The 23,052-nt window shown below is 61.3% G+C and carries 22 protein-coding genes; 10 read left to right on the forward strand and 12 right to left on the reverse strand.

What is annotated here, in order from left to right; genetic code table 11:
* The 4 genes from IEX27_RS18700 to IEX27_RS18715 form a co-directional block, all read right to left on the reverse strand.
* Complete coding sequence (locus IEX27_RS18700; protein ID WP_244630452.1) at positions 1 to 843, reverse strand: ABC transporter permease; 843 nt, start codon at positions 841 to 843, stop codon at positions 1 to 3.
* Entirely contained in the window at positions 840 to 1,802 is a 963-nt protein-coding gene (locus IEX27_RS18705) for an ABC transporter ATP-binding protein (RefSeq protein ID WP_244630453.1), read from the reverse strand. The genes IEX27_RS18700 and IEX27_RS18705 overlap by 4 nt, the downstream gene beginning before the upstream one ends.
* A complete protein-coding gene (locus IEX27_RS18710; RefSeq protein ID WP_188722623.1) occupies positions 1,799 to 2,623 on the reverse strand; it encodes a substrate-binding periplasmic protein in 825 nt (274 codons plus the stop codon). Before IEX27_RS18710 ends, IEX27_RS18705 begins: the two co-directional genes overlap by 4 nt.
* 184 nt (positions 2,624 to 2,807) lie before the next feature.
* On the reverse strand, positions 2,808 to 4,442 hold the full coding sequence (locus IEX27_RS18715) for a pyrroloquinoline quinone-dependent dehydrogenase (protein WP_188722624.1): 1,635 nt from the start codon (positions 4,440 to 4,442) through the stop codon (positions 2,808 to 2,810).
* 334 nt (positions 4,443 to 4,776) lie between these two features.
* On the opposite strand from IEX27_RS18715, the gene IEX27_RS18720 reads away from it, so the two are divergent.
* The gene (locus IEX27_RS18720) at positions 4,777 to 5,217 is read left to right on the forward strand and encodes a c-type cytochrome (protein ID WP_188722625.1); all 441 of its coding nucleotides are present in this window, start codon (positions 4,777 to 4,779) and stop codon (positions 5,215 to 5,217) included.
* A gap of 91 nt (positions 5,218 to 5,308) precedes the next feature.
* Here IEX27_RS18720 and IEX27_RS18725 read toward each other — a convergent pair whose 3' ends face one another.
* The 6 genes from IEX27_RS18725 to IEX27_RS18750 form a co-directional block, all read right to left on the reverse strand.
* Positions 5,309 to 5,650: a RidA family protein gene (locus tag IEX27_RS18725; RefSeq protein ID WP_188722626.1), complete on the reverse strand. Its 342-nt coding sequence runs from the start codon at positions 5,648 to 5,650 to the stop codon at positions 5,309 to 5,311.
* Between the two features lie 23 nt (positions 5,651 to 5,673).
* Positions 5,674 to 7,272: a gamma-glutamyltransferase family protein gene (locus IEX27_RS18730; protein ID WP_188722627.1), complete on the reverse strand. Its 1,599-nt coding sequence runs from the start codon at positions 7,270 to 7,272 to the stop codon at positions 5,674 to 5,676.
* A 104-nt stretch (positions 7,273 to 7,376) separates the two neighbouring features.
* Positions 7,377 to 9,122: a gamma-glutamyltransferase family protein gene (locus tag IEX27_RS18735; RefSeq protein ID WP_210315569.1), complete on the reverse strand. Its 1,746-nt coding sequence runs from the start codon at positions 9,120 to 9,122 to the stop codon at positions 7,377 to 7,379.
* Positions 9,123 to 9,194: 72 nt separating this feature from the next.
* Entirely contained in the window at positions 9,195 to 10,715 is a 1,521-nt protein-coding gene (locus IEX27_RS18740; protein ID WP_188722628.1) for a tripartite tricarboxylate transporter permease, read from the reverse strand.
* Position 10,716: 1 nt separating this feature from the next.
* Positions 10,717 to 11,202 carry a tripartite tricarboxylate transporter TctB family protein gene (locus IEX27_RS18745; protein ID WP_188722629.1) on the reverse strand — a complete coding sequence of 162 codons (486 nt, stop codon included), beginning with the start codon at positions 11,200 to 11,202 and terminating at the stop codon, positions 10,717 to 10,719.
* Complete coding sequence (locus IEX27_RS18750; protein ID WP_188722630.1) at positions 11,192 to 12,175, reverse strand: Bug family tripartite tricarboxylate transporter substrate binding protein; 984 nt, start codon at positions 12,173 to 12,175, stop codon at positions 11,192 to 11,194. Before IEX27_RS18750 ends, IEX27_RS18745 begins: the two co-directional genes overlap by 11 nt.
* 481 nt (positions 12,176 to 12,656) lie before the next feature.
* On the opposite strand from IEX27_RS18750, the gene IEX27_RS18755 reads away from it, so the two are divergent.
* From IEX27_RS18755 to IEX27_RS18765, 3 genes are all read left to right on the forward strand, one after another.
* The gene (locus tag IEX27_RS18755) at positions 12,657 to 13,817 is read left to right on the forward strand and encodes an NAD(P)/FAD-dependent oxidoreductase (RefSeq protein ID WP_188722631.1); all 1,161 of its coding nucleotides are present in this window, start codon (positions 12,657 to 12,659) and stop codon (positions 13,815 to 13,817) included.
* 106 nt (positions 13,818 to 13,923) lie between these two features.
* Entirely contained in the window at positions 13,924 to 14,583 is a 660-nt protein-coding gene (locus tag IEX27_RS18760) for a GntR family transcriptional regulator (protein WP_188722632.1), read from the forward strand.
* A 189-nt stretch (positions 14,584 to 14,772) separates the two neighbouring features.
* A complete protein-coding gene (locus tag IEX27_RS18765; RefSeq protein ID WP_188722633.1) occupies positions 14,773 to 15,774 on the forward strand; it encodes a bile acid:sodium symporter family protein in 1,002 nt (333 codons plus the stop codon).
* 27 nt (positions 15,775 to 15,801) lie between these two features.
* On the opposite strand, the gene IEX27_RS21440 is transcribed toward IEX27_RS18765, so the two are convergent.
* Both IEX27_RS21440 and IEX27_RS21445 read right to left on the reverse strand, forming a co-directional pair.
* A complete protein-coding gene (locus IEX27_RS21440) occupies positions 15,802 to 16,251 on the reverse strand; it encodes a hypothetical protein (protein WP_373869898.1) in 450 nt (149 codons plus the stop codon).
* Entirely contained in the window at positions 16,221 to 16,499 is a 279-nt protein-coding gene (locus IEX27_RS21445) for a thioredoxin domain-containing protein (RefSeq protein WP_244630455.1), read from the reverse strand. The genes IEX27_RS21440 and IEX27_RS21445 overlap by 31 nt, the downstream gene beginning before the upstream one ends.
* Before the next feature lie 237 nt (positions 16,500 to 16,736).
* Between IEX27_RS21445 and IEX27_RS18775 the strand changes: the two genes are divergently transcribed.
* From IEX27_RS18775 to IEX27_RS18800, 6 genes are all read left to right on the forward strand, one after another.
* On the forward strand, positions 16,737 to 17,186 hold the full coding sequence (locus IEX27_RS18775; protein WP_188722634.1) for a tripartite tricarboxylate transporter TctB family protein: 450 nt from the start codon (positions 16,737 to 16,739) through the stop codon (positions 17,184 to 17,186).
* Positions 17,186 to 18,715, forward strand: coding sequence for a tripartite tricarboxylate transporter permease (locus tag IEX27_RS18780; RefSeq protein ID WP_188722635.1), 1,530 nt, complete (start codon positions 17,186 to 17,188; stop codon positions 18,713 to 18,715). The genes IEX27_RS18775 and IEX27_RS18780 overlap by 1 nt, the downstream gene beginning before the upstream one ends.
* Positions 18,716 to 18,788: 73 nt before the next feature.
* The gene (locus IEX27_RS18785) at positions 18,789 to 20,267 is read left to right on the forward strand and encodes an MmgE/PrpD family protein (RefSeq protein WP_188722636.1); all 1,479 of its coding nucleotides are present in this window, start codon (positions 18,789 to 18,791) and stop codon (positions 20,265 to 20,267) included.
* Positions 20,268 to 20,335: 68 nt separating this feature from the next.
* Positions 20,336 to 21,403, forward strand: a complete 1,068-nt coding sequence (locus IEX27_RS18790; RefSeq protein ID WP_188722637.1) for an AbrB family transcriptional regulator — start codon at positions 20,336 to 20,338, stop codon at positions 21,401 to 21,403.
* A 149-nt stretch (positions 21,404 to 21,552) separates the two neighbouring features.
* Complete coding sequence (locus tag IEX27_RS18795; RefSeq protein WP_188722638.1) at positions 21,553 to 22,200, forward strand: cysteine hydrolase family protein; 648 nt, start codon at positions 21,553 to 21,555, stop codon at positions 22,198 to 22,200.
* Positions 22,201 to 22,214: 14 nt separating this feature from the next.
* Complete coding sequence (locus IEX27_RS18800) at positions 22,215 to 23,003, forward strand: SDR family NAD(P)-dependent oxidoreductase (protein ID WP_188722639.1); 789 nt, start codon at positions 22,215 to 22,217, stop codon at positions 23,001 to 23,003.
* Positions 23,004 to 23,052: the final 49 nt, after the last annotated feature.

Below are 23,052 nucleotides of genomic sequence, written 5' to 3' on the forward strand. Positions count from 1 at the left end.
CTAGCGCTTCCTGAATTCGAGCAGGGCCAGGAGGAAGAAGCCGACCGCCACGGAAGTCAGCACGATGATGCCCAGATGAGGCGCGAACTGGTGGAACCCGATGAAGTTGCCGCGCAGGGCATCGACCGCATAGGTGATCGGGTTGAACTCGATCAGCATCACCAGCCACTCGGGATAGACCACCAGCGTCTGCGCGCGCGAAAGTGCGGGGTCGAGCGGGAAGATTGAACTTGACAGGAAATAGAGCGGCAGGATCACGGCATTGGAAAAGACGCCGAAGCCCTCGAAGCTGCGGACACGGCTTGCGATGATGATGCCGAGCGACGTCAGACCGAACGCGAGCAGGAACATCAGGAAGAGGCCGTAGGCGATGCTGGAGGGCGCGATCGCGACATCGGCGAAGCGGGCGAGCACGAGGACCAGGCAGCCATGGACCATGGCAACTGTCGCGCCGCCAAGAACCTTTCCAAGCAGTACGAAGGGCCGCGGCATAGGCGAGACCAGCACCTCCCGCAGGAAGCCGAATTCCCGATCCCAGATCAGCGAGACCGCCGATTGCACGGACGTGTACATGATGTTGAGCACGATCACGGCGGGAAAGATGAACTGCAGGTAGGTGTAGGGAATGACAAAGCGGACCTGCCCGTAGACCTCGCCCCTGAAATAGGGATTGAGGCCGATACCGAGCACGATTACCCAGAGAAGCGGTCGGCTGAGGCCACCGATCAGCTGCCCCCGGTCGCGGACAGCACGTTTCACCTCGCGCAGCCAGATCGCATAGACGCCGCCGAAAAGTGCGGTGAGCGGGAGCTTTCCTTTCGGCATTGTGCGTGCCGTGGTCATCGCCGCCCTCCTTTCCCGTTCGGCGCCGGGGGGCGTCCGAGGTGCCTGCCGGTCAGGGCGAGAAAGACGGATTCAAGGCTCTGGCGGTCGAAGACAAGTTCGCTCACGGCATCGCCATATTCCGCAAGGAACGTCTTGGTGAAAGCGGGATCCGGTATGCGCAGCATCAGGCCGCGGGGCAGGGGGCTGATCAGCTCGGGGTAAGCGGCCTTGAGGGCTGCTTCCACCGACGCGTCGTTCGGCACCAGACGGATGTATTCCGAACCGTACTGGGCGCGCAGACGTTGCGGGTCATCGAGGGCGATGATCTTTCCACCGTCGAGGATGCAGACCGTATCGCAGTTTTCGACCTCCTCCACATAGTGGGTCGTGGTAACAACCGTCAGTCCGAACTCGCGGCGCAGATCCCCGATATAGTGCCAGATGGCCTGTCGGGATTCCGTGTCGAGCCCAACCGTCGGCTCATCCATTACGAGGATGCCCGCGTCATGCACCAGCGCCCGCGCAATCTCCAGCCGCCGCGCCAGACCGGCGGACAAGGTCTCGACCAGATCATTCCTGCGCGCGGTGAGATCAACCGCCTCGAGCAGTTCCTCGATCCGCTGCCGGCGCAACCTGCGCGGCACACCATGCACGAGGCCGTGGAACTCCAGATTTTCGATCACGGTGAGACGCCGGTCGAGGCTGTTCTGCTGAAAGACCACGCCGAGATTGCGCCGCGCTCGTGCGGATTCCTTTGCGGCATCCACACCAAAAATGAGGGTCTTGCCTTTGTCGGCTTCCAGAATTGTGCAGATGATGTGTAGCAGCGTAGTCTTGCCGGCGCCGTTCGGTCCAAGCAGCGCGAACATCTGGCCTGGCGCAATGTCCAGCGAGATATCATCGAGCGCCTGCGTTTCGCCGTATCGTTTGCTGACGCCCTGAAGTGAAATTGCGGGTACCACGACGTCTGTCTTCACGGCTTCGTCTGTCCTTCGAGGCCATGCTTCTTGAGGATCTCGTCGATCGTGCCGTCGGCGACCAGTTCGCCAATGGCACGGTCAATGTTGACCCGCAGATAGGTGTCTTCGGCCAGCAACACGGCACCCACCGGCACCCCGGGCAAGACGAGTGGTTGCGGGTCGATTACCTTGAGCGCTGCAAAATCGGCGTTGGCTTTCTGCAGTTGGGAGAAGGTCGGAGCCCAGACAAGAGCCGTCTCAGCCTCGCCGGAAAGCACGGCCCTGATGGCTGCTTCGTCTGTGGAGTAGGGGAAGCGTCTCCACTGTTCAGCCGAAGGGTGGCTGTTGTTGAACTGGATCAGCCGCAGGTCAGCGGTTGTGCCGAGCGTCGAGGCAACGCCCTTGCCGGCAGCTATGTCCGCCAGCTTGTCGATGGATTTGTCCTCAACCAAAAATATGTAGCCGCTTTCGTAGATCGGTCGGGTGACGGTCAGCCAGTCGGGTATCCCCTGTGCAAGCAGCTTGAAGCCGAAGTGAATGCGGCAGTCCTTCAGCAGGTAGCGGTAGAGCTGGGCGTCGTCCGTATCGATGGCCGTGCTTTCGATGACGAATGGCTTCGGCTCGAGAAGGAGAGCCCGGGCGATTGCCTCGCCGATCTCCTTGTCCACTTCCCAGGAAGGGTCTCTCGGATCGACGCAGAAGCTCAGGGAAAAGTCGTCAGCGGGGCGTCCGAACTGATTTTCGTCCCGCAGGTACGGCCGCTCACCCTCCTGGGCAAGGGCGGACGACGTCAGGCCAAATAGAACCAGGAGTAACGCGAATATCTTCCCCGCGCCCATGATTTACCTTTATCTGTTCCTGCCATAGCTTTGATCATGAGGATAGCGGTTGAACTGGCAGCATGTATAGACGCGTAGACCCCATTGGGTCGAAGCACATTTTGCTCGGGCCTTTTGGCAGAGCCCCAAGCTGGAAGAAGAGCAGGCGCCGGAGCGCCCGCTCGTTTTCGTTGAGTGCGTTGCCTCAGTTCGTATCAGGCAGAGCGAACACCCAAAGCGCCGAGCCTGCGGCCGGTACCCTGATTTCAGGCGTCAGTGTTGCCAGCGAACGTGCCTGGCTCGAGCCATTGCCGACGGCCACGGCCACATATTGCTTGCCGTCTACCTCGTAGCTGATCGGGAACGAGTTCACGACGTTGTTGGTGCGGGTCTTCCACAGCACCTCGCCGGTCTCGTCATCGAAGGCATAGAAGTAGCGGTTGAGGTCGCCACCGAACACAACGCCGCCACCGGTGGGCAGCACGGCGCTGGTGATTGGCGCGCGCTGCCTGTGGCTCCAGGCGGTCGACTGATCCGTCAGCTTGATCGCGTCGACGCGGCCGATGTTGCCATCGCTGCCTTCAACCGGAATACGGGCGAAGGTCGCGCGGCCACCACCGGTGTAGATCTGACCGGGGCTGAGCGGCTGTGGCGTGGTGTTCGAGCAGTATTCGGCCAGCGGCAGATAGAGGGTCTGCGTGCGCGGGCTGTAAGCCGTTGCAGGCCAGCCGCGGCCACCGGGATCGGCCGGGCAGTTGACGGTGGTCTCGCCGATGCGTGGAATTGCATCCTGGTTGATGGTCTTGGCGCCGGTCTCAGGGTCGATGGAGGCCACCACGTTCTGGGGCACAGTCTCCTTGGCCCACAGCCACTCGCCGCTTTCGCGATCGATGGCCTCGATGATGCCGAGCTTGCCGGTCGTCACCACCTGCTTGCGGTCAGTCCCGTCGAACGGCAGGTCGACCAGAATACGCTCGTAAACGTAGTCAAGATCCCAGGTGTCGTTCTCAAGGTACTGGTGGTACCACTTCAGCTCACCAGTCTTTGGATCGATGGCGAGCGTCGAGTCGCTGTAGAGCGCATTGTTCTTCTTGCCTTCCTGGGCCGGAAGAAGGCCGCTCATTTCGGCGATCCATGGATAGGGCTGGCCGACACCGGTAAAGACGGTCTTTGTGTCCGGATCGTAGGTACCGGCGATCCAGACAGAGGCGCCGAAGCGGCTCTCGACCGGAAGTCCGTTCCAGCTATCACCCTCTTCGCCATCGCGGGCGATGGAGTAGAGACGCCAGAGTTCTTCACCCGTCTCAGGATTATGTCCGGTGATGAAGCAACCACCCGGCTGGGCGTTACCGCAACCCGTCATGCCCTGGATGATGACGCCATCGGCAACCAGCGGGCCTGCGGAATAGCGCCAGCCCTTGGACCAGTCGGCCGGCTGCACATCCCACACCACCTGACCGCTCTTGGCATCCAGTGCGATGATATGCGTGTCTGATGTCGAGACGATCAGCTTGTCCTGATAGATCGCCATGTTGCGCTTGGTGGCGGTGTTGCCGCCTGCATCGATCACCGCCTGCGGAAGATCGCGAATGTACTCCCAGAGGAGATCGCCGGTAGCGCCATCCAGCGCCTGAACCTTGTCCAGGTTGTTGTGGATGTACAGCACTCCGTCGTGCACGATCGGGGTGGTTTCTGTCGCACCCGGCGTCAGCGACCATGTCCAGGCCACACCCAGGTTCTTGACGTTTTCCTTGTTGATCTGCTCGAGCGGGCTGTAACCCCACCCCGTATACGTCCGGCGCCAATGCAGCCAGTCACCGTCGGACGGGTTGAGCAGCATGTCGTCAGTTACAGGGGAAATTGAATTAAGGCGGGTATTTTCTTGTGAAAACGCGTTACCACTCAACAGCAATAGCGAAGCTACTGCCGTTGTTACGGCTAGCCTATACTTCCTCACGATGACCTCCCAATGAAGTAACGAACGTACGGCCAAACAAGCTTCAGCGCGAAGCAAATTTGGCCAATCCTCTCTCCTACGTGTAGATGATGAACCCAACTCCTCACCCTCGTCAATCACGTATTTACTAAATTGGTACTAGCCGTAAGACTAACTAGTAGACACGTTGATCGTTTGGGCTACAAATGATCCCATGTTCTCAGGAAGGGAGGAAGGTTTGGCCTTTGCATACTTTGATCGTAAGGGAGCGTTGAGAAGCGTTCTCGCCATCGCCTTAGGCTCAATGACTTTGATGTCGGGGACCGCAATCACGGTTGCGCAGGATGCTCCGGCCGTCTTCACCAGCGCCCAGGCGAGTCGCGGCGCAGGGCTCTATCGCCAGAACTGCCTGGATTGCCATGGCGAAAACCTTGACGACGGCGAGTTTGGCGGTGCGCCGCTGAGGGGCGTGGCATTCAAGGAAAAATGGTTTGAAAACAGCGTCGGCGCGCTCGTCGACTTCATGCATGGGACGATGCCACCAGACCGACCGGGCCGACTCAGCGACCAGAACTATGTTGATCTGGCCGCCTACATCCTGAGCCGTAACGGTATTCAGCCCGGTGCTGCGGAGCTTCCAACCGATCCCGACGCCTTGGCTAACATGATAATCAAGTAACGGGCCACAACGTCTTCGTTCCAGCTGGATCAAAGCTAACACGACAGATGATCGTCCGGAGACGATCATCTGAAGCGATATCACAAGTTGTTTACTGCGCAGCCGTAACGACGACTTCGATCAGGATGCGCGGGTCGCCGAGATCGGAAACGCCAACGGTGCAGCGGCAGGGCAGGTCATCGCCCAGCCAGTTCAGCCAGACCGCATCCATCTCCGGCTTCTTGGAAATGTCCGTCACAAAGATCTGGACGCGGATGAGCTTCGACTTGTCTGATCCTGCCTCTGCCAGCATGGCATCGATCTTGTCGCACAGCTGCTGCGTCTGGCCAGCCATGTCGGCGTCCAGATTGTCCGCGATGAGACCCGCCGTGTAGACGATGCCGTTGTGAATGGTGATCTGGTGCAGGATCCTGCCCCTTCTCATGCGTTCCATATCGAGAGATTTCCTTTTTCTGGTTAGAAACCGACGGCCATGCCGTCCTTGCGGTGATCGGAGCCAGCGACGTAACCTTCGTCGAGGCGATGAATGAGCTGAGCACCGCCGAAGCCGAAGCTAGTGTCCGGCTCTTCGCGGGTGATCTGGTGACCGCGCTCTTCCAGGCCGGAGATCGCTTCCGGAGCCATGGTGGTCTCGATCGCCACGTTGAGGCCCGACACATAGCGCCAGCGCGGCGCGTCGCTCGCAGCCTGCGGATTCTGACCATAGAGCTGGGTGCGCACCACCATCTGCAGATGGCCCTGTGCCTGCATTGGTCCGCCCATCACGCCGAAGCTCATGAGCGGCTCGTTGCCCTTCATCAGGAAGCCTGGGATGATGGTGTGGAACGGACGCTTGCGCGGGCCGACCTGATTGGGGTGGCCGGGTTCAAGCGTGAAGCCGAGGCCGCGGTTCTGGAGATGGATGCCGGTTCCCGGAACCGCCACGCCCGAGCCAAAGCCCGAGTAGTTGGACTGGATGTAGGACACCATCATGCCGCTTGCGTCGGCCACTGTCAGATAGACCGTTCCGCCAGCCGTCGGCGCACCGGCGCCGAATTCCTGCGCCCGCACCGGATCGATGAGCCTGGCGCGTGACTTCAGGTAGTCCCGGTCAAGCAGCTGCTCGACGCTGACCTTCATGTAGTCGGGGTCGGAAACGTAGCGTTCCGTATCCGCCATGGCGAGCTTGATCGCCTCGATCTGGTAGTGCAGGGACTGCGCATCGTCGGGTCCGAAGTCGCCCACCGGCAACTCGCCAAGAATGCCGAGCGCCATCAGCGCGACGATGCCCTGGCCGTTTGGAGGGATCTCGTGCAGGCTCACGTCGCCGAAGCCCATGGAGATGGTGCCGCACCAGTCATTCGTGTGAGCGGCGAGATCTTCCGCCGTCAGTGCCGCGCCATGTGCTGCGGCAAAGGCAGCGACCTTCTGTGCGATCTCACCGCGATAGAAGGCTTCACCCTTCGTCGCTGCAATAGCTTTCAAGGTTGCGGCGAGCGGCGCGTTGCGGAAAACCTCACCGGCGCGCGGCGTGCGGCCATCCCGCATGAAGGTCTCTGCAAAGCCTGGCTGCTCCTTGAGCAGCGCTGCACCCTTGGCCCAAAGCTCGGAAATGACCGGAGAAACGATGAATCCATCTTCGGCGTAGCCGATTGCCGGCTGAATGAGCGTCTCGAAATCCAGCTTGCCGAACTTGTTGGAGAGCTCAACCCAGGCCGACACCGCTCCCGGTACCGTGACGCTTTCCCAGCCCCGCGCCGGCATCTTGTCCTGACCGGCGAAGCGTTCCGGTGTCCAACCGGCGGGCGAACGGCCTGACGCGTTGAGGCCGTGAAGCTCGTTTCCGTCCCAGATGATCGCAAAGGCGTCGCTGCCAAGGCCGTTGCCGGTTGGCTCAACGACGGTCAGAACCGCTGCGGCAGCAATGGCGGCGTCGATGGCATTGCCGCCGCGCGCGAGGACGGAAAGACCTGCCTGAGCAGCGAGCGGCTGCGAGGTCGATACGACGTTGCGGGCCATGACAGGCTTGCGCGCGGCCGGGTAGGGCAACGCATAGGAAAATTGGCTGTCAGCCATAAGAGACTCCTTGAAACAGTTCCGGGGAAAGAAGGTACCGGTTTTCCGTCCGGAACTGCGAAAAAACAAACACTTGGTGAGGCGCGCTCAACGCGCGCCTGAAATCAGCATGCAAGCGCTGCTGTCGGACGACGCGGATCGCTTGCACCCTCGAGAACACCCTTGCTCTTGTCGGCAAGGATCGTACAGACGGCACCCGCAGTCCACTCCCATTCCGGCCAATCCCGAACGTCATGGCCCAGTTCCTTCAGGCGGGACGCGACGGAAGGATCGATCCGAGCCTCCAGCTTCATCATGCCGGGATCGTAGGAATGCGGTGCGGAAGAACGCGGATAGCTGAACGTCGCGAAGCGCGGTGCTTCGACAGCTTCCTGAGGCGTCATGCCGAATACATGGATGTTGAGCAGGACCTGGAGCATTGCCTGCGGCTGCACGTCGTTGCCCGGCGAGCCGATCGGCTGCACGAAGTGATCCGGATGGTGGACGATCACCGGATTTGGCGTCAGGCGCGGACGCCGTCCTGGACCCACAACAGCCGGAGCATCGGCCTCCGTCCACGACTGGACGCCGCGGCTGGACGCGACAAAGCCAAGGCCCGGAATGATCGGCGAAGTTGACGACCCATCGCTGGGCGTTGCCGAGAACGCGTTGCCGTAGCGATCGACCGCGCAGATGTAGGACGTATCGATGTGCTCGATGTCGTCTTCCGGCTTTGCCGGATCAGGCATCGGCGGAACGAAGCCACGCGGATCACCCGGCAGCGGCATGCCCGGCGCGGCACGTTCCATGGAGATGTTGCGGATGCGATCCTTGAAATACGCCGGGTCGAGCATCTGCTTGTAAGGAACGTCCACGAACTTGGGATCGCCCACATAGGCCTGGCGGTCGGCGTAGGAGAGCTTCAGCGCCTCGGTAATGAGATGGATGTATTCCGGCGAGTTGTGCCCGAGCGCCCCAAGGTCAAAATTGTCCAGCATACCCATGGTTTGGGCGAGGATTGGCCCCTGGCACCATGGACCGCAGGTGTAGACGTCCATTTCGCCGAATTTAACGGGCGAAACCTGCTCGCAATCGACGTCGTAATCTTCGAGATCCGACATGGCGAGCCAGCCGCCGTTCTCCTTGTGGTACTGGACCATCTTCGCGGCGATATCGCCACGATAGAACGCGTCGCGCGCAGCCTTCAGGCCGGCAAGGCGGTCGCCACGAGCCAGCGCCTTCTTCTCTTCGTCGATCATGTACTGGATCGAGTTGGCGAGATCGGATTGGACAAAGCGCTCGCCAACGGGCGGTACCCGGCCGCCCGGAAGGTAGATCGCGGCGTTTGTCTCATAGTTGCGATATTCATCAGCCGCATCATTGATGATGTGATGCATCAGCCCCGGCATGGGGAAGCCGTCGCGGGCAAAGCGCAGCGCCGCGCTTGCCACTTCGCCGTAGGTCATCGTGCCGAAGCGGGCGAGAGCCGCGATCCACGATGCAGGCGCTGCCGGAATGACGGTGCGCAGGATGCCACGCGGAATGCGACCCTCGTATTTGGTGCGGAACAACTCGACATCGGTTGCAGCGGGCCAATGGCCGACGCCGGCAAAGGTCCATGTCTGGCCGGTCTCGGCGATGCGCACCATGATCGGGGCGACGCCGCCGAAGCCGACATATTCGCTCTGCACCACGCCGAGCGCGATGCCGCCCGCAACGCCCGCATCGATGGCGTTGCCGCCTGCTTCCAGAACCTGGAATGCGGCCTGCGCCGCCAGATAGTGTCCAGCTGCCACCGCATGGGTGTGCCCCATGACCCTGGCGCGGAAGGGCGCGGTTGAAGGGCGATACGAACCGGTTTTCTGTTCCACCTGTTACCTCCGACGACTCGGCAGCTGTTTCTAGGGATTTGTGGGCCGGCGCGCCGGAGCGCGCCAGTCTTGTCAGTCTTCGATCTCGAAGGATGCCATCTTGCGCGACATGTCCTTCTTCACGAAGCGCATGACGAGCACGATGATCAGGACGGTGATGGTTACGCCCCAAATCGCACCGGCAATCGGGCGCTCGATGAAGTAGGTGAGATGCCCGCGAGAGAGGTAAAGTCCCTGCCGCATGTGCTTCTCGATCTCAGGTCCAAGGATCAATCCGAGGATCAGGGGCGAGAGGCTGAACCCGAGCTTGTGGAAGAAGTATCCAAAGCCCGAAGCCGCTGCCAGCACGTAGACATCCATCATGTTGCCGCGGACGCTATAGGTGCCGAGCGTCGCGATCACCAGCACGAAGGCTCCGAGCAACCATGACGGCACGCGCAGCATGGAAACCCAAACGCCGATCATCGGGATGTTCAGCACCAAGAGCATGATGTTGCCGACGAACATCGATGCAATCACGCCCCAGAAGATGTCGGGATGCTTGGTCGGGAGCAGGGGACCAGGCTGGATGCCATGGATCATCAGGGCTGCCAGGATGAGCGCCAGCGTGGCCGAGAACGGAAGTCCCAGCGCCAGGACAGGGATCATGCCGGAGGTAGCAGCGGCGTTGTTCGCCGCTTCGGGACCGGCGACGCCCTCGATGGCGCCTTTGCCCATTTCCGCGCGACCCTTCGCAACCTTCTTCTCAAGCTGGTAGGAGGTGAAGGACGAGAGAGCGGCAGACGGGCCGGGCAGTAGGCCAAACACGAAACCGACCAGCGAGCCGCGTCCCCACGGACCCCAGGAGCGTCGCCATTCGTCGCGGCTCGGCAGCATGTCACGCACGCGGATGCGCATGACCTTGGGCAGCGACTCTTTCGCTTCGATCGTCCGTAGGATTTCGGCAATGCCGAAGAGGCCGATGGCAATGGCGGTCAGCTCAAGGCCAGCGATCAGCGGAAAATAGCCGAAGGTGAAGCGCGGGACGGAGCTTACCGCTTCCTGGCCTACCGTACCGGCTATGATGCCGATCATCAGTGGAAACAGGTTGCTCACCAGATTGCCGCCGGAAACGCGCGACAGCAGGATCAGGCCGCAGGTCATGACCGCGAAAAATTCGGCCGGTCCGAACTTGAGGCCGAAGCGGGCAAGCCATGGCGAGAAGAAGATCAGGAGCACCAGCGAAATGAACGCGGCTATGGCCGAGCCTATCGCCATGATGAACAGCGTTGGAGCTGCTCTGCCTTTCTGGGCCAGCGGATAGCCGTCCAGCGTCGTGACCACGGAAGCGGTCTCTCCGGGCACATTGAGGAGGACGGACGTCGTCGATCCTCCATACATGCCGCCGTAATAGATGCCTGCGATCATGATGATCGCTGCCGTTGGTTCCATGGAGTAGGTGAAGGGGAGGATGAGCGCAGCGCCACCCAACGGCCCGAGGCCGGGAAGAACACCCACGGCGGTGCCGAGTGCGGCTCCGATCAGAGCTGCCAGGAGGTTCTGCGGAAGCAGGGCGACTTCAAATCCCTGTAGCAGGTTCCACAATAGGTCCATTTCAGCTCCATATTCCCATCGGCAGGCGGACGTTCAGGAGAACGACAAAGGCCACCCACATCAGGCACGTCGTACCCAGGCCGCACAGGATCGCCTTCAGCCACGAGATTTCACCGACGATGCGCGTGAACAGGGTCACCAGTGCGAAGGTCGCGAGCGGAAAGCCGATCACATTGAACAGGACCGCATAGAGAACGAAGCAGCCATAGATGGTGACGAGCCGCTTACGATCTTCGCCCTGCGGGAAGCTAGCCTTGCCGGCATCCTTGGTCAGGAGAGCGTCGGCGATTACGCCAGCACTCACCAGCGCAAAGATCACGCCGACGACAAGGGGGAAGATCCCCGGTCCGGGCGCGTTGAGGCGCCCGATATCCAGGTTTCTTCCCTCGATGAGGTAAAGTATCGCGAAGAGTAGCCCGAGGGCACCGGCCACTGCTCGGCCGATGCGCCACGTGCGAATGCTCTCAGAGGAAGCATTACTTCCCATAAATCTCACCGAAGTTCGCGTAATCCTTCAGAAGCTGCTGGTGGTAAGCTTCTGCGCCGGTCGGCTCGATGATGTAGCTGTCGGAAATCAGCATGTTCTTGAAGTCTTCGTCTTCCAGGATCTGGAAGTGAGCCTTCTCGAGAACGACAACGATTTCAGCAGGCATGCCCTTCGGGCCGACGATGCCTGAGGAGTCCGGCAGGAACTTCATGCCCGGGTAGCTCTGCGGATTGACGACCTCGAAGCCGTCGATCTCCTTCTCGGAAGATTCTGCGATGACAGCGAGCGGGCGCAGGTCGCCGGACTCAATCTGGCCGCGAACGCTTGATGCGTTGACGGCAACAGCGTCGGTGATGCCGCCCATGACGGATACGACAGCCTCGGCGCCACCACCGGAGAAGGGAACGATGTTGAAGTCAACGTCGGCAGCCTTCTCGAGCTGCTGGAGCTGCATGTCCTTGACGTTGCCGGCACCGCCAACCGCGATGGAGAGTTCGCCGGGCTTGGCCTTGGCATCCTCGAAGAACTCGGCAAAGTTCTGCCACTTGGCATCAGCCTTGACCGTAACCGTGGTTGCCTGGTGGCCGAAGCCGCCGATGGCGGTGAAATCTTCAACGTTCTTGAAGGGAAGCTGGGCGTTCTTGTGGGGAGCGATCGCGAGCGGCGAATTGTGGCCATAGCCGATCGTGTAGCCGTCGGGTGCCGCGCCAAAGATCTCGACCGTACCGATCGTGCCGGAGCCGCCCGGAACGTTCGAGACGACCACGGTAACGTTCAGGATCTTGCTCAGAAGGCCGACGTACTTTCTGGCCAGGAGATCGCCTGAAGCACCGGGGGCGTAAGGAACGATGAAGGTGATGTCACGGCTCGGATACTTGTCCTGTGCCGAAGCACTGCCGAACATGAGAGCTGTTGCGACCGTTGCAGAGCCGAGCGCAATGGCTGCACGCCGCGTGATGGACGAAAGGGTCATCTTTATTTCTCCCGCTTGGCCTTCGTTTCGAAGGCGTTCCCGTCTTGTGGTTGAAAAACTGAATAGCGTGAGGTCCGCCCTTTTCCGGGTTCTTGCTCCTCACAGAGAAGATTCTTGTGATCTCGTGGGCGCAACCGCGCCGATCGATACTCCTCATTAACGCTGCCATCCGGATGAACGCGCCCGCGACGCGTTTGCCGACTCGTGTTCTTCAAGCAAGAACCCTGCCATGCTCGGGCCATTGCCGCGCCTTCAGGTACTCGCTCCACGATCCCCCATCGGATGCCGTATGCTTGTCTGACAAAAAAAGAAACACAGTTTGTCGCAGCTGGCAACTACGCCTCGGTGAAAAACCGTTGGTACCGGAAAGATTTTTGATCCAGAACAAATCACAGCCTTGCAATTCCATTGTAAGACAGTCAGACTGTGGCCACGGTATAATGACACAAGCCGTTGGGAACCAAGGAATACGGAGGTTTGGATGAAAGTTGCGGTAGTGGGCGCTGGCGTCGTTGGCGCGACGATAGCAGCAAGGCTCGCCCGTCGTGGCGTGAGCGTCACCTTGATCGAACAGGGCAATCCGGGGTCGGGCACGACCAGCACGTCCTATGCCTGGATCAATTCGAACGGGAAGGAGCCGCCGGCATATTTCCGCCTGAACCTCTCCGGTCTGCGCGCGCATACGCAGCTCTCCCCTCGGGATGATAGCGGCTGGATCGGTCTTGGCGGCCATGTCGAGTTCGCCGTGGACGATCACCATTTCGAAAATCTGACTGCCCGGGTGAAACGCCTCCGTTCCTGGGGATATGGGGTTAACGAACTCACCCCTGCACAGGCGAAGGAACTGCTGCCGGACGTCAAGCTGCCGGAGAACGTTCGGCTGATCGCCCACTATACGGATGAGGGCTACGTCTATCCGGAGAAATATCTGGGCTACGTGCTGGGCGAGGCACGCGCGGCTGGCGCCGAAATTCTGACGAACACCGCTGTGGTTGGCATTCAGCAGAAGGGCGAGGGCGCTGAGCTTACGCTCTCCAACGGTGAGACGCTTGCGGTCGACAAGGTTGTTTCCGCTGCAGGCCGCTGGACGCGGTCGCTGGCGGCGCTCGCCGGCGCGAATGTGCCGGTGCTCGAATTCACCTCGCCGGGCGACATCGTTGTGGGCTACCTGGCCGTCACCAATCCGCTTCCTGTGCGTCTGTCGCGACTCATCACCAGCCCCTGGCTCAATGTTCGCCCGGCTGGCGGCGGTCGCCTGATGCTGCAGGCGCTCGATCTCGACTCGACGGCTGACCCGCGCGATGTGCCGGCTGCCGATTCCGAGCTTGGCGCTACGTTCCTGAAGCGTCTCAGCGAGGTCATGGATGGCACGGAAGGTGCTGTCATCGAGAAGATCATGGTGGGTCAGCGCGTAATGCCGGAAGACGGCCGCACGATCGCAGGTCCGGTTCCGGAAATGCCGTGGATGTATGTCGTCGCGACTCACTCCGGTGTGACTCTGGCGCCTTATCTCGGCGAAGCGGTTGCTGCCGAGATCCTCGGCGAGCAGCAGGAGGCCCTCGACGAGTTCCGGCTTGAGCGGTTCCTGGTCAACCACACCTATGGAACGCCTTACGCGCCCAGAAAGCCTGGGGAGCAATAAGCCCAGAAGCTGGATCTGTGGCGTTGGGCGTGGCAACACTGATATCGGTTAAGTCTTGCATGATTTCTGGTGTTGCCCCGTCCCATCGAAGCCGAATGGAGACCCGATGCGCGTAAAGCGTGAAACCGTCAGCGAACAGTGCACCAAGCTGCTGCGCGACGACATCTTTAACCGCAAGCTCCTGCCGGGCACCGCAGTCACCGAGGAAGCGCTGGCCCGCGACATGGGTGTGTCGCGCGCCACGGTCCGGGAGGTTCTGAGCACGCTTACGGCGGAAGGCCTCCTCACGCGCAACCCGACCACGCGCAGCCTGCACGTCACGCGGCTTGGACCGGAGAACATCCAGGAAATCTACTGCGCACGCCGTTTCCTGGAGACGGGCGGCATCACCGCCTATGCCGACAGGGACGACTCAGCACTCCAGCCATTGATCGAGGCTACAAACCGGCTGGTTGACGCCGTGCGGGCACGCGACCATCGCGACATCGTGCAGGCCGACATCGCCTGCCATATCGAAATCGTCGGGCTCATCGGATCCGCCGAGCTGGTCGACTTCTACAAGGGATTGCTGGCCAGGCTGCAGCTCGCCATGGCGGCAGTCGCCACCTCGCGGCAGTACAATCTTGAAGCCTTGCTCGAGGATCATGTGGAGTTGATTCGGCTGCTCGATCAGCGCAAGATCGATGAGGCGCGGGAACACGTCATCGACCGCATGAACCGCGCTGAAATGCATCTGCTTGCGGCCACAAAGATGCCGCAACGTTGAGCATAGAGGTTCATGACTAGGCAGAGGCTGCATCGGGAACGCCTCGTCGGGCAAAATGCGCTCGCTTGCGATGCGCTTAACGTGGATAGTTTCATTCATTTGCTCCCGCCTCATTGACAGTTATGGGAACGGCGACGATGAGGGCGCCGTTGGTCCTGTTGACCCGAGAATAAAAAGGCATTCGCGCAAATGCATAACGCACTGAAGCGTATTGGTATTGATTGGTACATGTTGGCCCTCATCGGGTGCGTCCTGCTCGCATCCTTCGTGCCGGCACGCGGTGATTTCGCGAGTGTGCTTTCCAGCGTAACCTATTGGGCGGTTGCACTTCTCTTCTTCCTCTATGGTGCGAAGCTCTCCACCGCCACCATCACGCAGGGCCTGACCAACTGGCGCCTGCAGGCGCTTTGCCTGCTTTGCACCTTTGCCCTGTTCCCGCTGCTGACGATCGTGGGAAGCCCGATCACGTCAAGCCTGGTGCCGGGCGCCGTTGCCGTGGGCTTCCTCTACATCGGTTGCCTGCCATCGACGGTTCAGAGCTCGATTGCCTTCACGTCCGTCTCGAACGGCAACGTTGCCGGCGCGATCTGCGCGGCCTCGCTTTCGAACCTGCTTGGCGTGGTGCTTTCGCCGCTGCTGCTTTCGTTGCTGATCGTCACGCATTCCGATGTTTCCATCGACCCTTCGGCCATCTGGAAGATCTGCCAGCAGATCCTGCTACCCTTCGTGGTAGGTCAGCTCTGCCGTCCGCTTCTTTCCGGCTTCCTGAACCGCCACAAGCTGCCCACGATGATCGTCGACCGTGGTTCGATCCTGCTCATCGTCTATGCCGCCTTCTCGGCCGGCGTGGTGAACGGTATCTGGCAGGTGATTTCGGTTGAGGGCCTCGCGATCATCATTGGTCTCTGTGCTGTGCTGCTGGCGATCGTCATGGGCATCTCGCTTGCCGCTGGCAAGGGAACCGGCATGCCGCGCGAAGACCGCCTGGCGCTGCTCTACGTCGGTTCGACCAAGAGCCTCGCAACCGGTCTTCCGATGGCGGGCATTCTCTTCCACGGCGAGGATATCTCGCTCATCGTTCTGCCGCTAATGGTGTTCCATCTGATGCAGCTGATGGTTTGCGCTGTGATTTCACAGCGCGCCTCGGCCGCTCAGCTGAAGGCCAAGGCTCAACCCGCTCCGGGCGAGTAACCCGGCTTGGCTCGCTGGTGAGGTGGCTCAGCTGGCCACCTTGCGCAGCGCGCGTTCGATCTGTCCGCCGCAATAGTCATCGCCGTATTCTTCGTGCGCCTTCTCGGCCAGATCGCGAAGAGAGGGAAGCGCGGCGACGCGTCTGCTGAGAGCTGCCGTGGTCGGCGCGGCTTCCTCGAGGATTGCGGCGATCTTTTCGAACCGCTCCGTCATCGTTGACCAGAGCGTTGCAGTGATCACGTCGGCGATGCCCGGCTCATCACCGCCAAGAAGGAAACCTTCTTCTGGCCCAAGCCCGTTCCGGCGGCCGATTTCTTCCCAGAACGACATCCATTTCTTCAGCCGTGGCACGAACTCGTCCCACTTCTCTTGCGTCCACATCTGCTGCCCGCCCTGAAGCGTGATCTCGTCGATGACGTCATTGGCGTCGTTGACGATCTTGATCGTCAGCGCCTTCTGTACAGGGTCATTCGGCAGAAGGTCAGCGTCTCGCCCAGATAGAGGATGATGGCGGGCATCTGCGAGATGGCCGCGTCATTGCCGTGATCGACGAGCAAGGGCGGTCCCATGAAGGGGATCGGCAGGTCCTCGACAGGACTGCTCATCAGCCTGACGATCTCATCATCGCCAGGTTCTTCCCAGCTCTTTCCAGCAAAGGCCAGTACGGCACGCACGAACTGTCCCCGGAAGGGGACGGACCAGTAGTAGAGCGTATAGTCCGACATGGGATCGGCATTCCTTCTGTCGTGTGAACATCAGCGGACAACGCCCGCGCCGGGCTCTGGTTCACATCGGTATGCCCACGGAACCGAGGCGCCATGCTGGTTCGGCGCCCAACCGCCATCGCGGTTATAGCTGCTATCGATATGGGGCTATAGCGCTGAGAGACCCCACCTATAAGATGTGCCCATACAAACAATGATCCGGAAGTGCCGCGTCGGATCGAAAAAGGGGAATGGCACATGAGTCTATGGACTTCCCGTGATTTTGTCGGGGGAGGCGCCCTGATAGGGCTTGGCCTCTTCGTCTCAGCCTACAGCTATCAAACCATGCCGCTTGGAACCATCAGCCGGATGGGACCCGGGCTGATGCCTTTCAGCCTCGGATGGTTGCTCACCGGCTTTGGCGCCATCATCGCTGCGGGCAGCATTGCAAACAGGGTACAGATCGAAAAGTTCGAGTGGCGCAACTTCCTGTGTGTCGTCGGCGCGATCATCGTCTTTTCACTCGTTGCCCGACCGCTGGGTATGGCGCCTGCCGTGGCCTGCGTGCTGGTTCTCGCGAGCCTCGCTGAACTGAAAATGACCAAGGTTCAGTTCCTTGCGTTGCTCGTCGCGCTGCCGACGCTCTGCTACCTCGCCTTCTCGGTCGGTCTCGGCGTTCCGCTTCCTCTCTTCAAGTGGCCTTTCTGATGAGCTTCGCGGATAATATTGCCCTAGGGCTCAGTGTCGCCTTCTCCGGCACTAACCTTCTCTACTGCTTCATCGGCGTGTTTCTGGGAACGCTGTTCGGAGTCATTCCGGGCATCGGCGCCTTGTCCGCCATGTCGCTCCTGTTTCCGCTGACCTTCTACCTAGAACCCACGACAGCGCTCATCATGCTGGCGGGCATCTGGTACGGCACGGCCTACGGCGGCAGCACGGCCGCAATCCTGCTGAACCTCCCGGGATCGGCTTCCAGTGCGGCAACCACGTTCGACGGCTACCCGATGTCCCGGCAGGGACGTGGCGGCATCGCGCTGATGATGGTGACGATCGGCTCCTTCGTTGGCGGCTCGGTCGGCATCATCCTGATGACGGTTTTCTCGCCGGCAATCGCCAAATTCGCGCTGTCGTTCCAGTCGCCCGAATATTTCGCGATCATCGTGCTTGGCCTGATAGCCTGTTCGGCCATCACCGAAGGCTCGGCGACCAAGAGCTTCTCCATGATCATCCTGGGCCTGCTCATCGGCACCGTCGGTCTCGACATGTACACCGCCGTGCCGCGCTTTACCTTCGGCATCGTGCACCTGGACGACGGCTTTGCGCTGACGGCGCTTGCCATGGGTCTCTTCGGCGTCTCGGAAATTCTCTACAGCATCGGCCGCGTGGACATTAAGGCCGTGGACAAGTCCGCAGCCAAGTGGAGCGCGATGCGCCCGACGCGCGAGGATTGGCGCCGCTCCTGGGGTCCCATGTTCCGCGGCAGCTGGATCGGTTCGTTCTTCGGTGCGATGCCGGGAACCGGTCCGTCGATTGCAGCCTTCGTTTCCTATGCGGTGGAGAAGCGCATTTCGCGCCATCCCGAGCAGTTCGGCAAGGGCGCGATCGAAGGTGTCGTGGCGCCTGAGACTGCCAACAATGCCGCCGACCAGACCTCGTTCATCCCCACCATGGCGCTCGGCGTGCCGGGCAGTGCCAGCATGGCGCTTATGCTGGGCGTGCTCATGATGCATGGCATCATGCCTGGGCCGCAGCTGATCACGGAACAGCCGGGCATGTTCTGGGGCCTCGTGATGAGCTTCTGGATCGGCAACGTACTGCTGGTGATCCTGAACCTGCCGATGATCGGCCTCTGGGTCCGGATGCTGCTTGTCCCCTATCACATCCTCTATCCCATCGTGCTGATCTTCATCTGCATCGGCATGTTCACCGTGAACAACAACGTGTTCGATCTCTGGATCGTGGCGGGCTTCGGTATCCTCGGCTACGTGATGAAGCTCACGGACTTCCCGGCGCCGCCACTGCTGGTCGGCTTTGTCCTCGGTCCGCTGCTGGAAGAGCATTTCCGCCGCTCCATGCTGCTCGCCCGCGGCAATCCCGAGATCTTCATCAACCGTCCGATCAGCGCCACGATCATGGTCTGCTCACTCCTCCTGTTCGTCTGGAGCGTCTATGCCAGCGTGCGTCACTCGCGAAAGTCGCGCATGTCGCAGCAGGAGGCGGCACTGGAACAGGGCTAGGCTCATAAGCGGCGGGCCGAAACGGCCCGTCACTTTCCCCAACAATTCTCCAAAATTCGGAAGGAACGAACGTATGGCTGCTCAACTTGCTGCGGCTTCAGAAAACCCATGGGCTCACCTCAGCGGCCTGACCAATGCCGCCGTGGAATTCATCACGAGCCACAAGTTTGAGGACATTTCGCCGGAACTCCTCCAACTGACCCGCCGCTGCATGCTGGACGGCGTATCCGTGATGCTGGCCGGTACGGCAGAGCCGGGCATGGTTCCACTGCTCTCCCACGTGAAGGAACAGGGCGGCACTGAGCAGGCGCGCCTGCTTGGCTATGGCGACTACAGGCTTCCGGCTCCCGCTGCCGCGCTCTGGATCGGCACGGCCGGTCACGCCATGGACTGGGATGACACGCAGTTGGCCGAGGGCCCGGGCCGCCCTTACGGTCTGCTGATGCACCCGACGGTGCCGCCGCTTGCCGCCACCATGGCTCTGACCGATATGGCAGCCCGTGCACAGGGTAGACCGGTTGACGGCAAGCAGTTCCTCACGGCCTACAGCGCTGGCTTCGAAGTCGGCTGCAAGATCGCCGAGGCGATTTCGCCTGATCATTACATGCGCGGTTTCCACACGTCCGGCACCATCGGCACCTTCGCGGCTGCCGCTGCTGCCGCTCACCTGCTCGGCCTCACCAAGGACCAGACGGCCCGGGCGCTCGGCATGGCCGGCTCCATGGCAGCAGGCATCCGCGCCAACTTCGGCACCATGACCAAGCCCATGCATGTCGGACGCGCCGCTGAAAATGGCGTCACCGCAGCATTGCTCGCCCGTCACGGCTTCACGGCCAACACGGAAGCGCTCGATGGCCGCTGGGGTTATATCGCGATCGCAGGCCCTGGCGGCGAGCCCGCCCTGGTGCGCGACCGCTTCGGTGCCCCCCATACCATGCTGAGCCCCGGCGTCAGCATCAAGCCATACCCGTCGGGCGTTCTGACCCATCCGAGCATGGACGCGCTTCTGTTCCTGATGCGCGACGAGGGCCTGAAGGCTGAAGACGTCGAGTCCGTGCGCCTGCGCGCAGGATCCAACGTACTGGGCCCGATCCGCTTCCGCATCGCCAAGACGGAGCTCGAGGGCAAGTTCTCCTTCGCCTTCCTCTTGTCTGCGATCATCCTGCGTGGCGCTGCCGGCAAGCAGGAGTTCACCGACGCCTTCGTGGCTTCGCCCGAGTGCCAGGATATGCAACAGAGGGTCGAGACCATGTTCGATCCGGAGATCGAGGCGATGGGCTGGGATCGCATCCGCTCCTGCGTCGAGGTCACCACCCGCGACGGTCGTGTTCTGACCCGCTGGGCCGACGAGAACTACCGCGGCAGCCCGCATAATCCGCTTTCGGATGAAGAGCTGGGTGGCAAGTTCAAGAACTGCGCGGCCGGGCTTCTTTCGGAGGAACGTCAGCAGGAGGTTCTGAACCGTGTCTTCGCGTTTGAGCAGGAAGCGGATGCTGCCAGCATCTTCGATCTCCTGCGGTGGAACGACGGGACAGCAACGCCCTCGCACTAAATGGCAGAGAAGCCCCGGGCGGCATCCGTGCCGCCCAATGAACTGCACTCTTGCTGGCGTATCGAACCTTGCTGCAGAAGAGCCCATCACCACCTTCCAAGATCCTGCAAGGCCTCGCTGTCTATCCGCTGGCGCTGCTGCTGGGCTTCATCCTCGACCTCATGGCAGTGCCTCTGTCCTGGATGATCGGGGCCATGTTCGCGGCAGGGTCGATGCTGGTGGCGCAGCAGCCGGTGAAGATGATGCCGGGGTCGCGCCAGTTGGCCCAGATGGTGGTTGCAGGCAGCGTCGGCTTGAGCTTCAACGAAGAGGCGCTGCTTGCTGCCCTGGCGGTCTTTGCACCGATGGTGGCTGCAACGCTGCTGGGGATCGTCTGCAGCTATATCGCGGCGCGCATCCTCGTCCGGATCACCGGCCTGCCCATCATTACCGCAATGCTTGCGGCGCTGTCGGTCGGGCCGGTTGAAAGCGCGGTGCTCGCCATGCGCCACGGCGCTTCGCCAACCCCCGTGATCTTCTCGCAGAGTCTGCGGATCATGCTGATCATCGTGATCCTCCCGCCGCTGATCGTGTGGTCCGGCTCGAACGTCGGGGATCCTTCTCTCGCGCTTCGGTCGGTTGAATGGAATGTGGTGGGCACCCTGGCGTTCCTGCTGCTCGGGACGGCGGCATCGTTTGCGAGCGTCCGGCTCCACCTGCCAAACCCGTATTTCATGGGGCCCTTGATCGCCGGTATTAGCTGCCGGCTCCTGGACGTTCCCGTCACCGCTTATCCATACTGGGCACTGACGCTCGCCCAAATGCTCCTCGGCATCTGGCTTGGCGCTTCGCTCGACCGCAATTTCCTGAAGACCACGCCACGCACGCTGTGGGGTTTGCTTGCCTCGATCTCCGTCCTCCTTTGCCTGAGCGCACTGGTCGGATTGGGTCTCTACCTCTGGGTGGGAATCCCATGGGAGGTTGCGCTCCTTGCAACGGCGCCTGGCGGCGTCGCGGAAATGGCGCTGACGGCAAAGATCCTCCAGCAGGGTGTAGCTATCGTCATCAGCTTTCACCTGACGCGGATATTCATCCTGCAGCTGATATCGCCGCTGATCGTCCGCTGGCTCTCTAAGAGGCACCCGGTCGATGCATAGATCTCTTCACAAAGGGCACGGGCGATCATGCCAAGTCGGTATAGCAGGTAGGCTAAGCCAAGGGGCAGCAGCGTCCGGATGCCTAAGCTACAAATCAACTCAGACGATCAACATCGTGTGCATTTGAAAGGTTGTTCATGGAACCCTCAATGTTCTTAACGCCCGAGGAAACGCTTGAAGCCTCACACACGGCCTTGCTGATCGTGGACATGCAGAAGGACTTCTGCACGCCAGGTTTCGGGGCCGAGAAGGCGGGGCGTGATCTCACCATGGCTCGCGGGGTTATCCCGGCAATTGCCGAGCTGCTGGAAGGCGCACGCAAGGCGGGCGTCCTGGTCGCCCATGTTGGCTTTTCCACCGCACCCGATCATCGGAGCGACTCCGGCTCCTGGCTGGCACAGCGCCGCCGCGCGACCGCCTCGTCGGACTCGCTCTGCATCACCGGCACAGAGGGCGAGGAGTTCATCGATGAACTTGCGCCATTGCCCAATGAATACATCATCCGCAAACGCCGCTACAGCGCCTTCACCGGAACCGATCTCGATCTCATTCTGCGCGCGCGTCGCATCGAGACGGTCATCGTCACCGGCGTTTCAACCAATGCCTGCGTCGAGACCACTGCACGCGCGGCCTTCGAGCTTGGCTACTATCTCGCCGTGCCGACCGATTGCTGCGGGTCGTGGAACCGCGACCTGCACGAGGCAACGCTGGCCAACGTGCGTCACCGGTTCGGCATTACGCCGACCCGCGCCGAAATCCTGAAAATCTGGCAGCCGCAAGCTGCCCTTGCTGTCTAAGAGAGGATCTGCCGATGGATCTGGGTCTTGCCGGTCGTCTCGTCTGTGTCGTCGGAGCTTCCAAGGGTATCGGAGCGGCAAGCGCCCGCGCCCTTGCCTCGGAGGGCGCGCGCGTCGTGCTGATGGCGCGTGATGCCTCGAGCCTTAATGCCTTGCGCGACGAAATCGCAACTGCAGGCGGAGAGGCGATGGCCATGCAGGTCGATGCGCTGGATAGCGCGAGTGTCGATCAAGCCTTCTCACGGCTGGAGGCGGAGTACGGCGCGCTCGACGCATGCGTGATCAGCGTCGGTGCCGCCCAGGGCGGCTTGATGTGGGAGCTTTCCGATCAGGTCTGGCAGGAGGCGCTCGACCTCAAGTTCATGGGGCTGGTGCGTGTGCTACGCGCAATAGCGCCGCGCATGCAGGCGCGCAAGCGCGGCCGTATCGTCGCCGTGGTCGGCAACAACGGCCGTCAGCCGGGCGCCCGCATGATCCCTGGTTCCGCAGCCAATGCAGCCTGTCTCGCGCTGGTGCGCGGGCTTGCTGAAGAACTGGCGCCTTCCGGCGTGTCGCTCAACGCGCTGAACCCCGGGCCAACGCGGACGGACCGCTGGGACCGGTTGATCTCCAACCTGGCCGCAGGCTCCAATACGTCGCGCGAGGAGGTCGAAGCCCGTCAGCTGAGCACGATGCCACGAGGCCGTATCGCGGAAGCAGACGAGATGGGCAAGCTTGCAGCAATTCTCTGCTCCGACCTTGTGGACATGATGACCGGATCGGCCCTGACCGCCGACGGCGGCGCCACGAAGGGCCTGCCATGAGGAGCCTCGCTACCTACGGAACTTCAGGAAATCTCAGATCAGACCGTCT

Source organism: Nitratireductor aestuarii, assembly GCF_014641695.1.
Taxonomy (GTDB): Bacteria; Pseudomonadota; Alphaproteobacteria; order Rhizobiales; family Rhizobiaceae; genus Chelativorans; species Chelativorans aestuarii.

Excerpts from the sequence above, each read along its gene's own strand:
- IEX27_RS18700 (WP_244630452.1), bottom strand. The coding sequence starts at position 843 with ATGACCACGGCACGCACAATGCCGAAAGGAAAGCTCCCGCTCACCGCA.
- IEX27_RS18710 (WP_188722623.1), bottom strand. The coding sequence starts at position 2,623 with ATGGGCGCGGGGAAGATATTCGCGTTACTCCTGGTTCTATTTGGCCTG.
- IEX27_RS18715 (WP_188722624.1), bottom strand. The coding sequence starts at position 4,442 with ATGCTGCTCAACCCGTCCGACGGTGACTGGCTGCATTGGCGCCGGACG.
- IEX27_RS18725 (WP_188722626.1), bottom strand. The coding sequence starts at position 5,650 with ATGGAACGCATGAGAAGGGGCAGGATCCTGCACCAGATCACCATTCAC.
- IEX27_RS18730 (WP_188722627.1), bottom strand. The coding sequence starts at position 7,272 with ATGGCTGACAGCCAATTTTCCTATGCGTTGCCCTACCCGGCCGCGCGC.
- IEX27_RS18740 (WP_188722628.1), bottom strand. The coding sequence starts at position 10,715 with ATGGACCTATTGTGGAACCTGCTACAGGGATTTGAAGTCGCCCTGCTT.
- IEX27_RS18745 (WP_188722629.1), bottom strand. The coding sequence starts at position 11,202 with ATGGGAAGTAATGCTTCCTCTGAGAGCATTCGCACGTGGCGCATCGGC.
- IEX27_RS18750 (WP_188722630.1), bottom strand. The coding sequence starts at position 12,175 with ATGACCCTTTCGTCCATCACGCGGCGTGCAGCCATTGCGCTCGGCTCT.
- IEX27_RS18755 (WP_188722631.1), top strand. The coding sequence starts at position 12,657 with ATGAAAGTTGCGGTAGTGGGCGCTGGCGTCGTTGGCGCGACGATAGCA.
- IEX27_RS18760 (WP_188722632.1), top strand. The coding sequence starts at position 13,924 with ATGCGCGTAAAGCGTGAAACCGTCAGCGAACAGTGCACCAAGCTGCTG.
- IEX27_RS18765 (WP_188722633.1), top strand. The coding sequence starts at position 14,773 with ATGCATAACGCACTGAAGCGTATTGGTATTGATTGGTACATGTTGGCC.
- IEX27_RS21445 (WP_244630455.1), bottom strand. The coding sequence starts at position 16,499 with ATGTCGGACTATACGCTCTACTACTGGTCCGTCCCCTTCCGGGGACAG.
- IEX27_RS18775 (WP_188722634.1), top strand. The coding sequence starts at position 16,737 with ATGAGTCTATGGACTTCCCGTGATTTTGTCGGGGGAGGCGCCCTGATA.
- IEX27_RS18780 (WP_188722635.1), top strand. The coding sequence starts at position 17,186 with ATGAGCTTCGCGGATAATATTGCCCTAGGGCTCAGTGTCGCCTTCTCC.
- IEX27_RS18785 (WP_188722636.1), top strand. The coding sequence starts at position 18,789 with ATGGCTGCTCAACTTGCTGCGGCTTCAGAAAACCCATGGGCTCACCTC.
- IEX27_RS18795 (WP_188722638.1), top strand. The coding sequence starts at position 21,553 with ATGTTCTTAACGCCCGAGGAAACGCTTGAAGCCTCACACACGGCCTTG.
- IEX27_RS18800 (WP_188722639.1), top strand. The coding sequence starts at position 22,215 with ATGGATCTGGGTCTTGCCGGTCGTCTCGTCTGTGTCGTCGGAGCTTCC.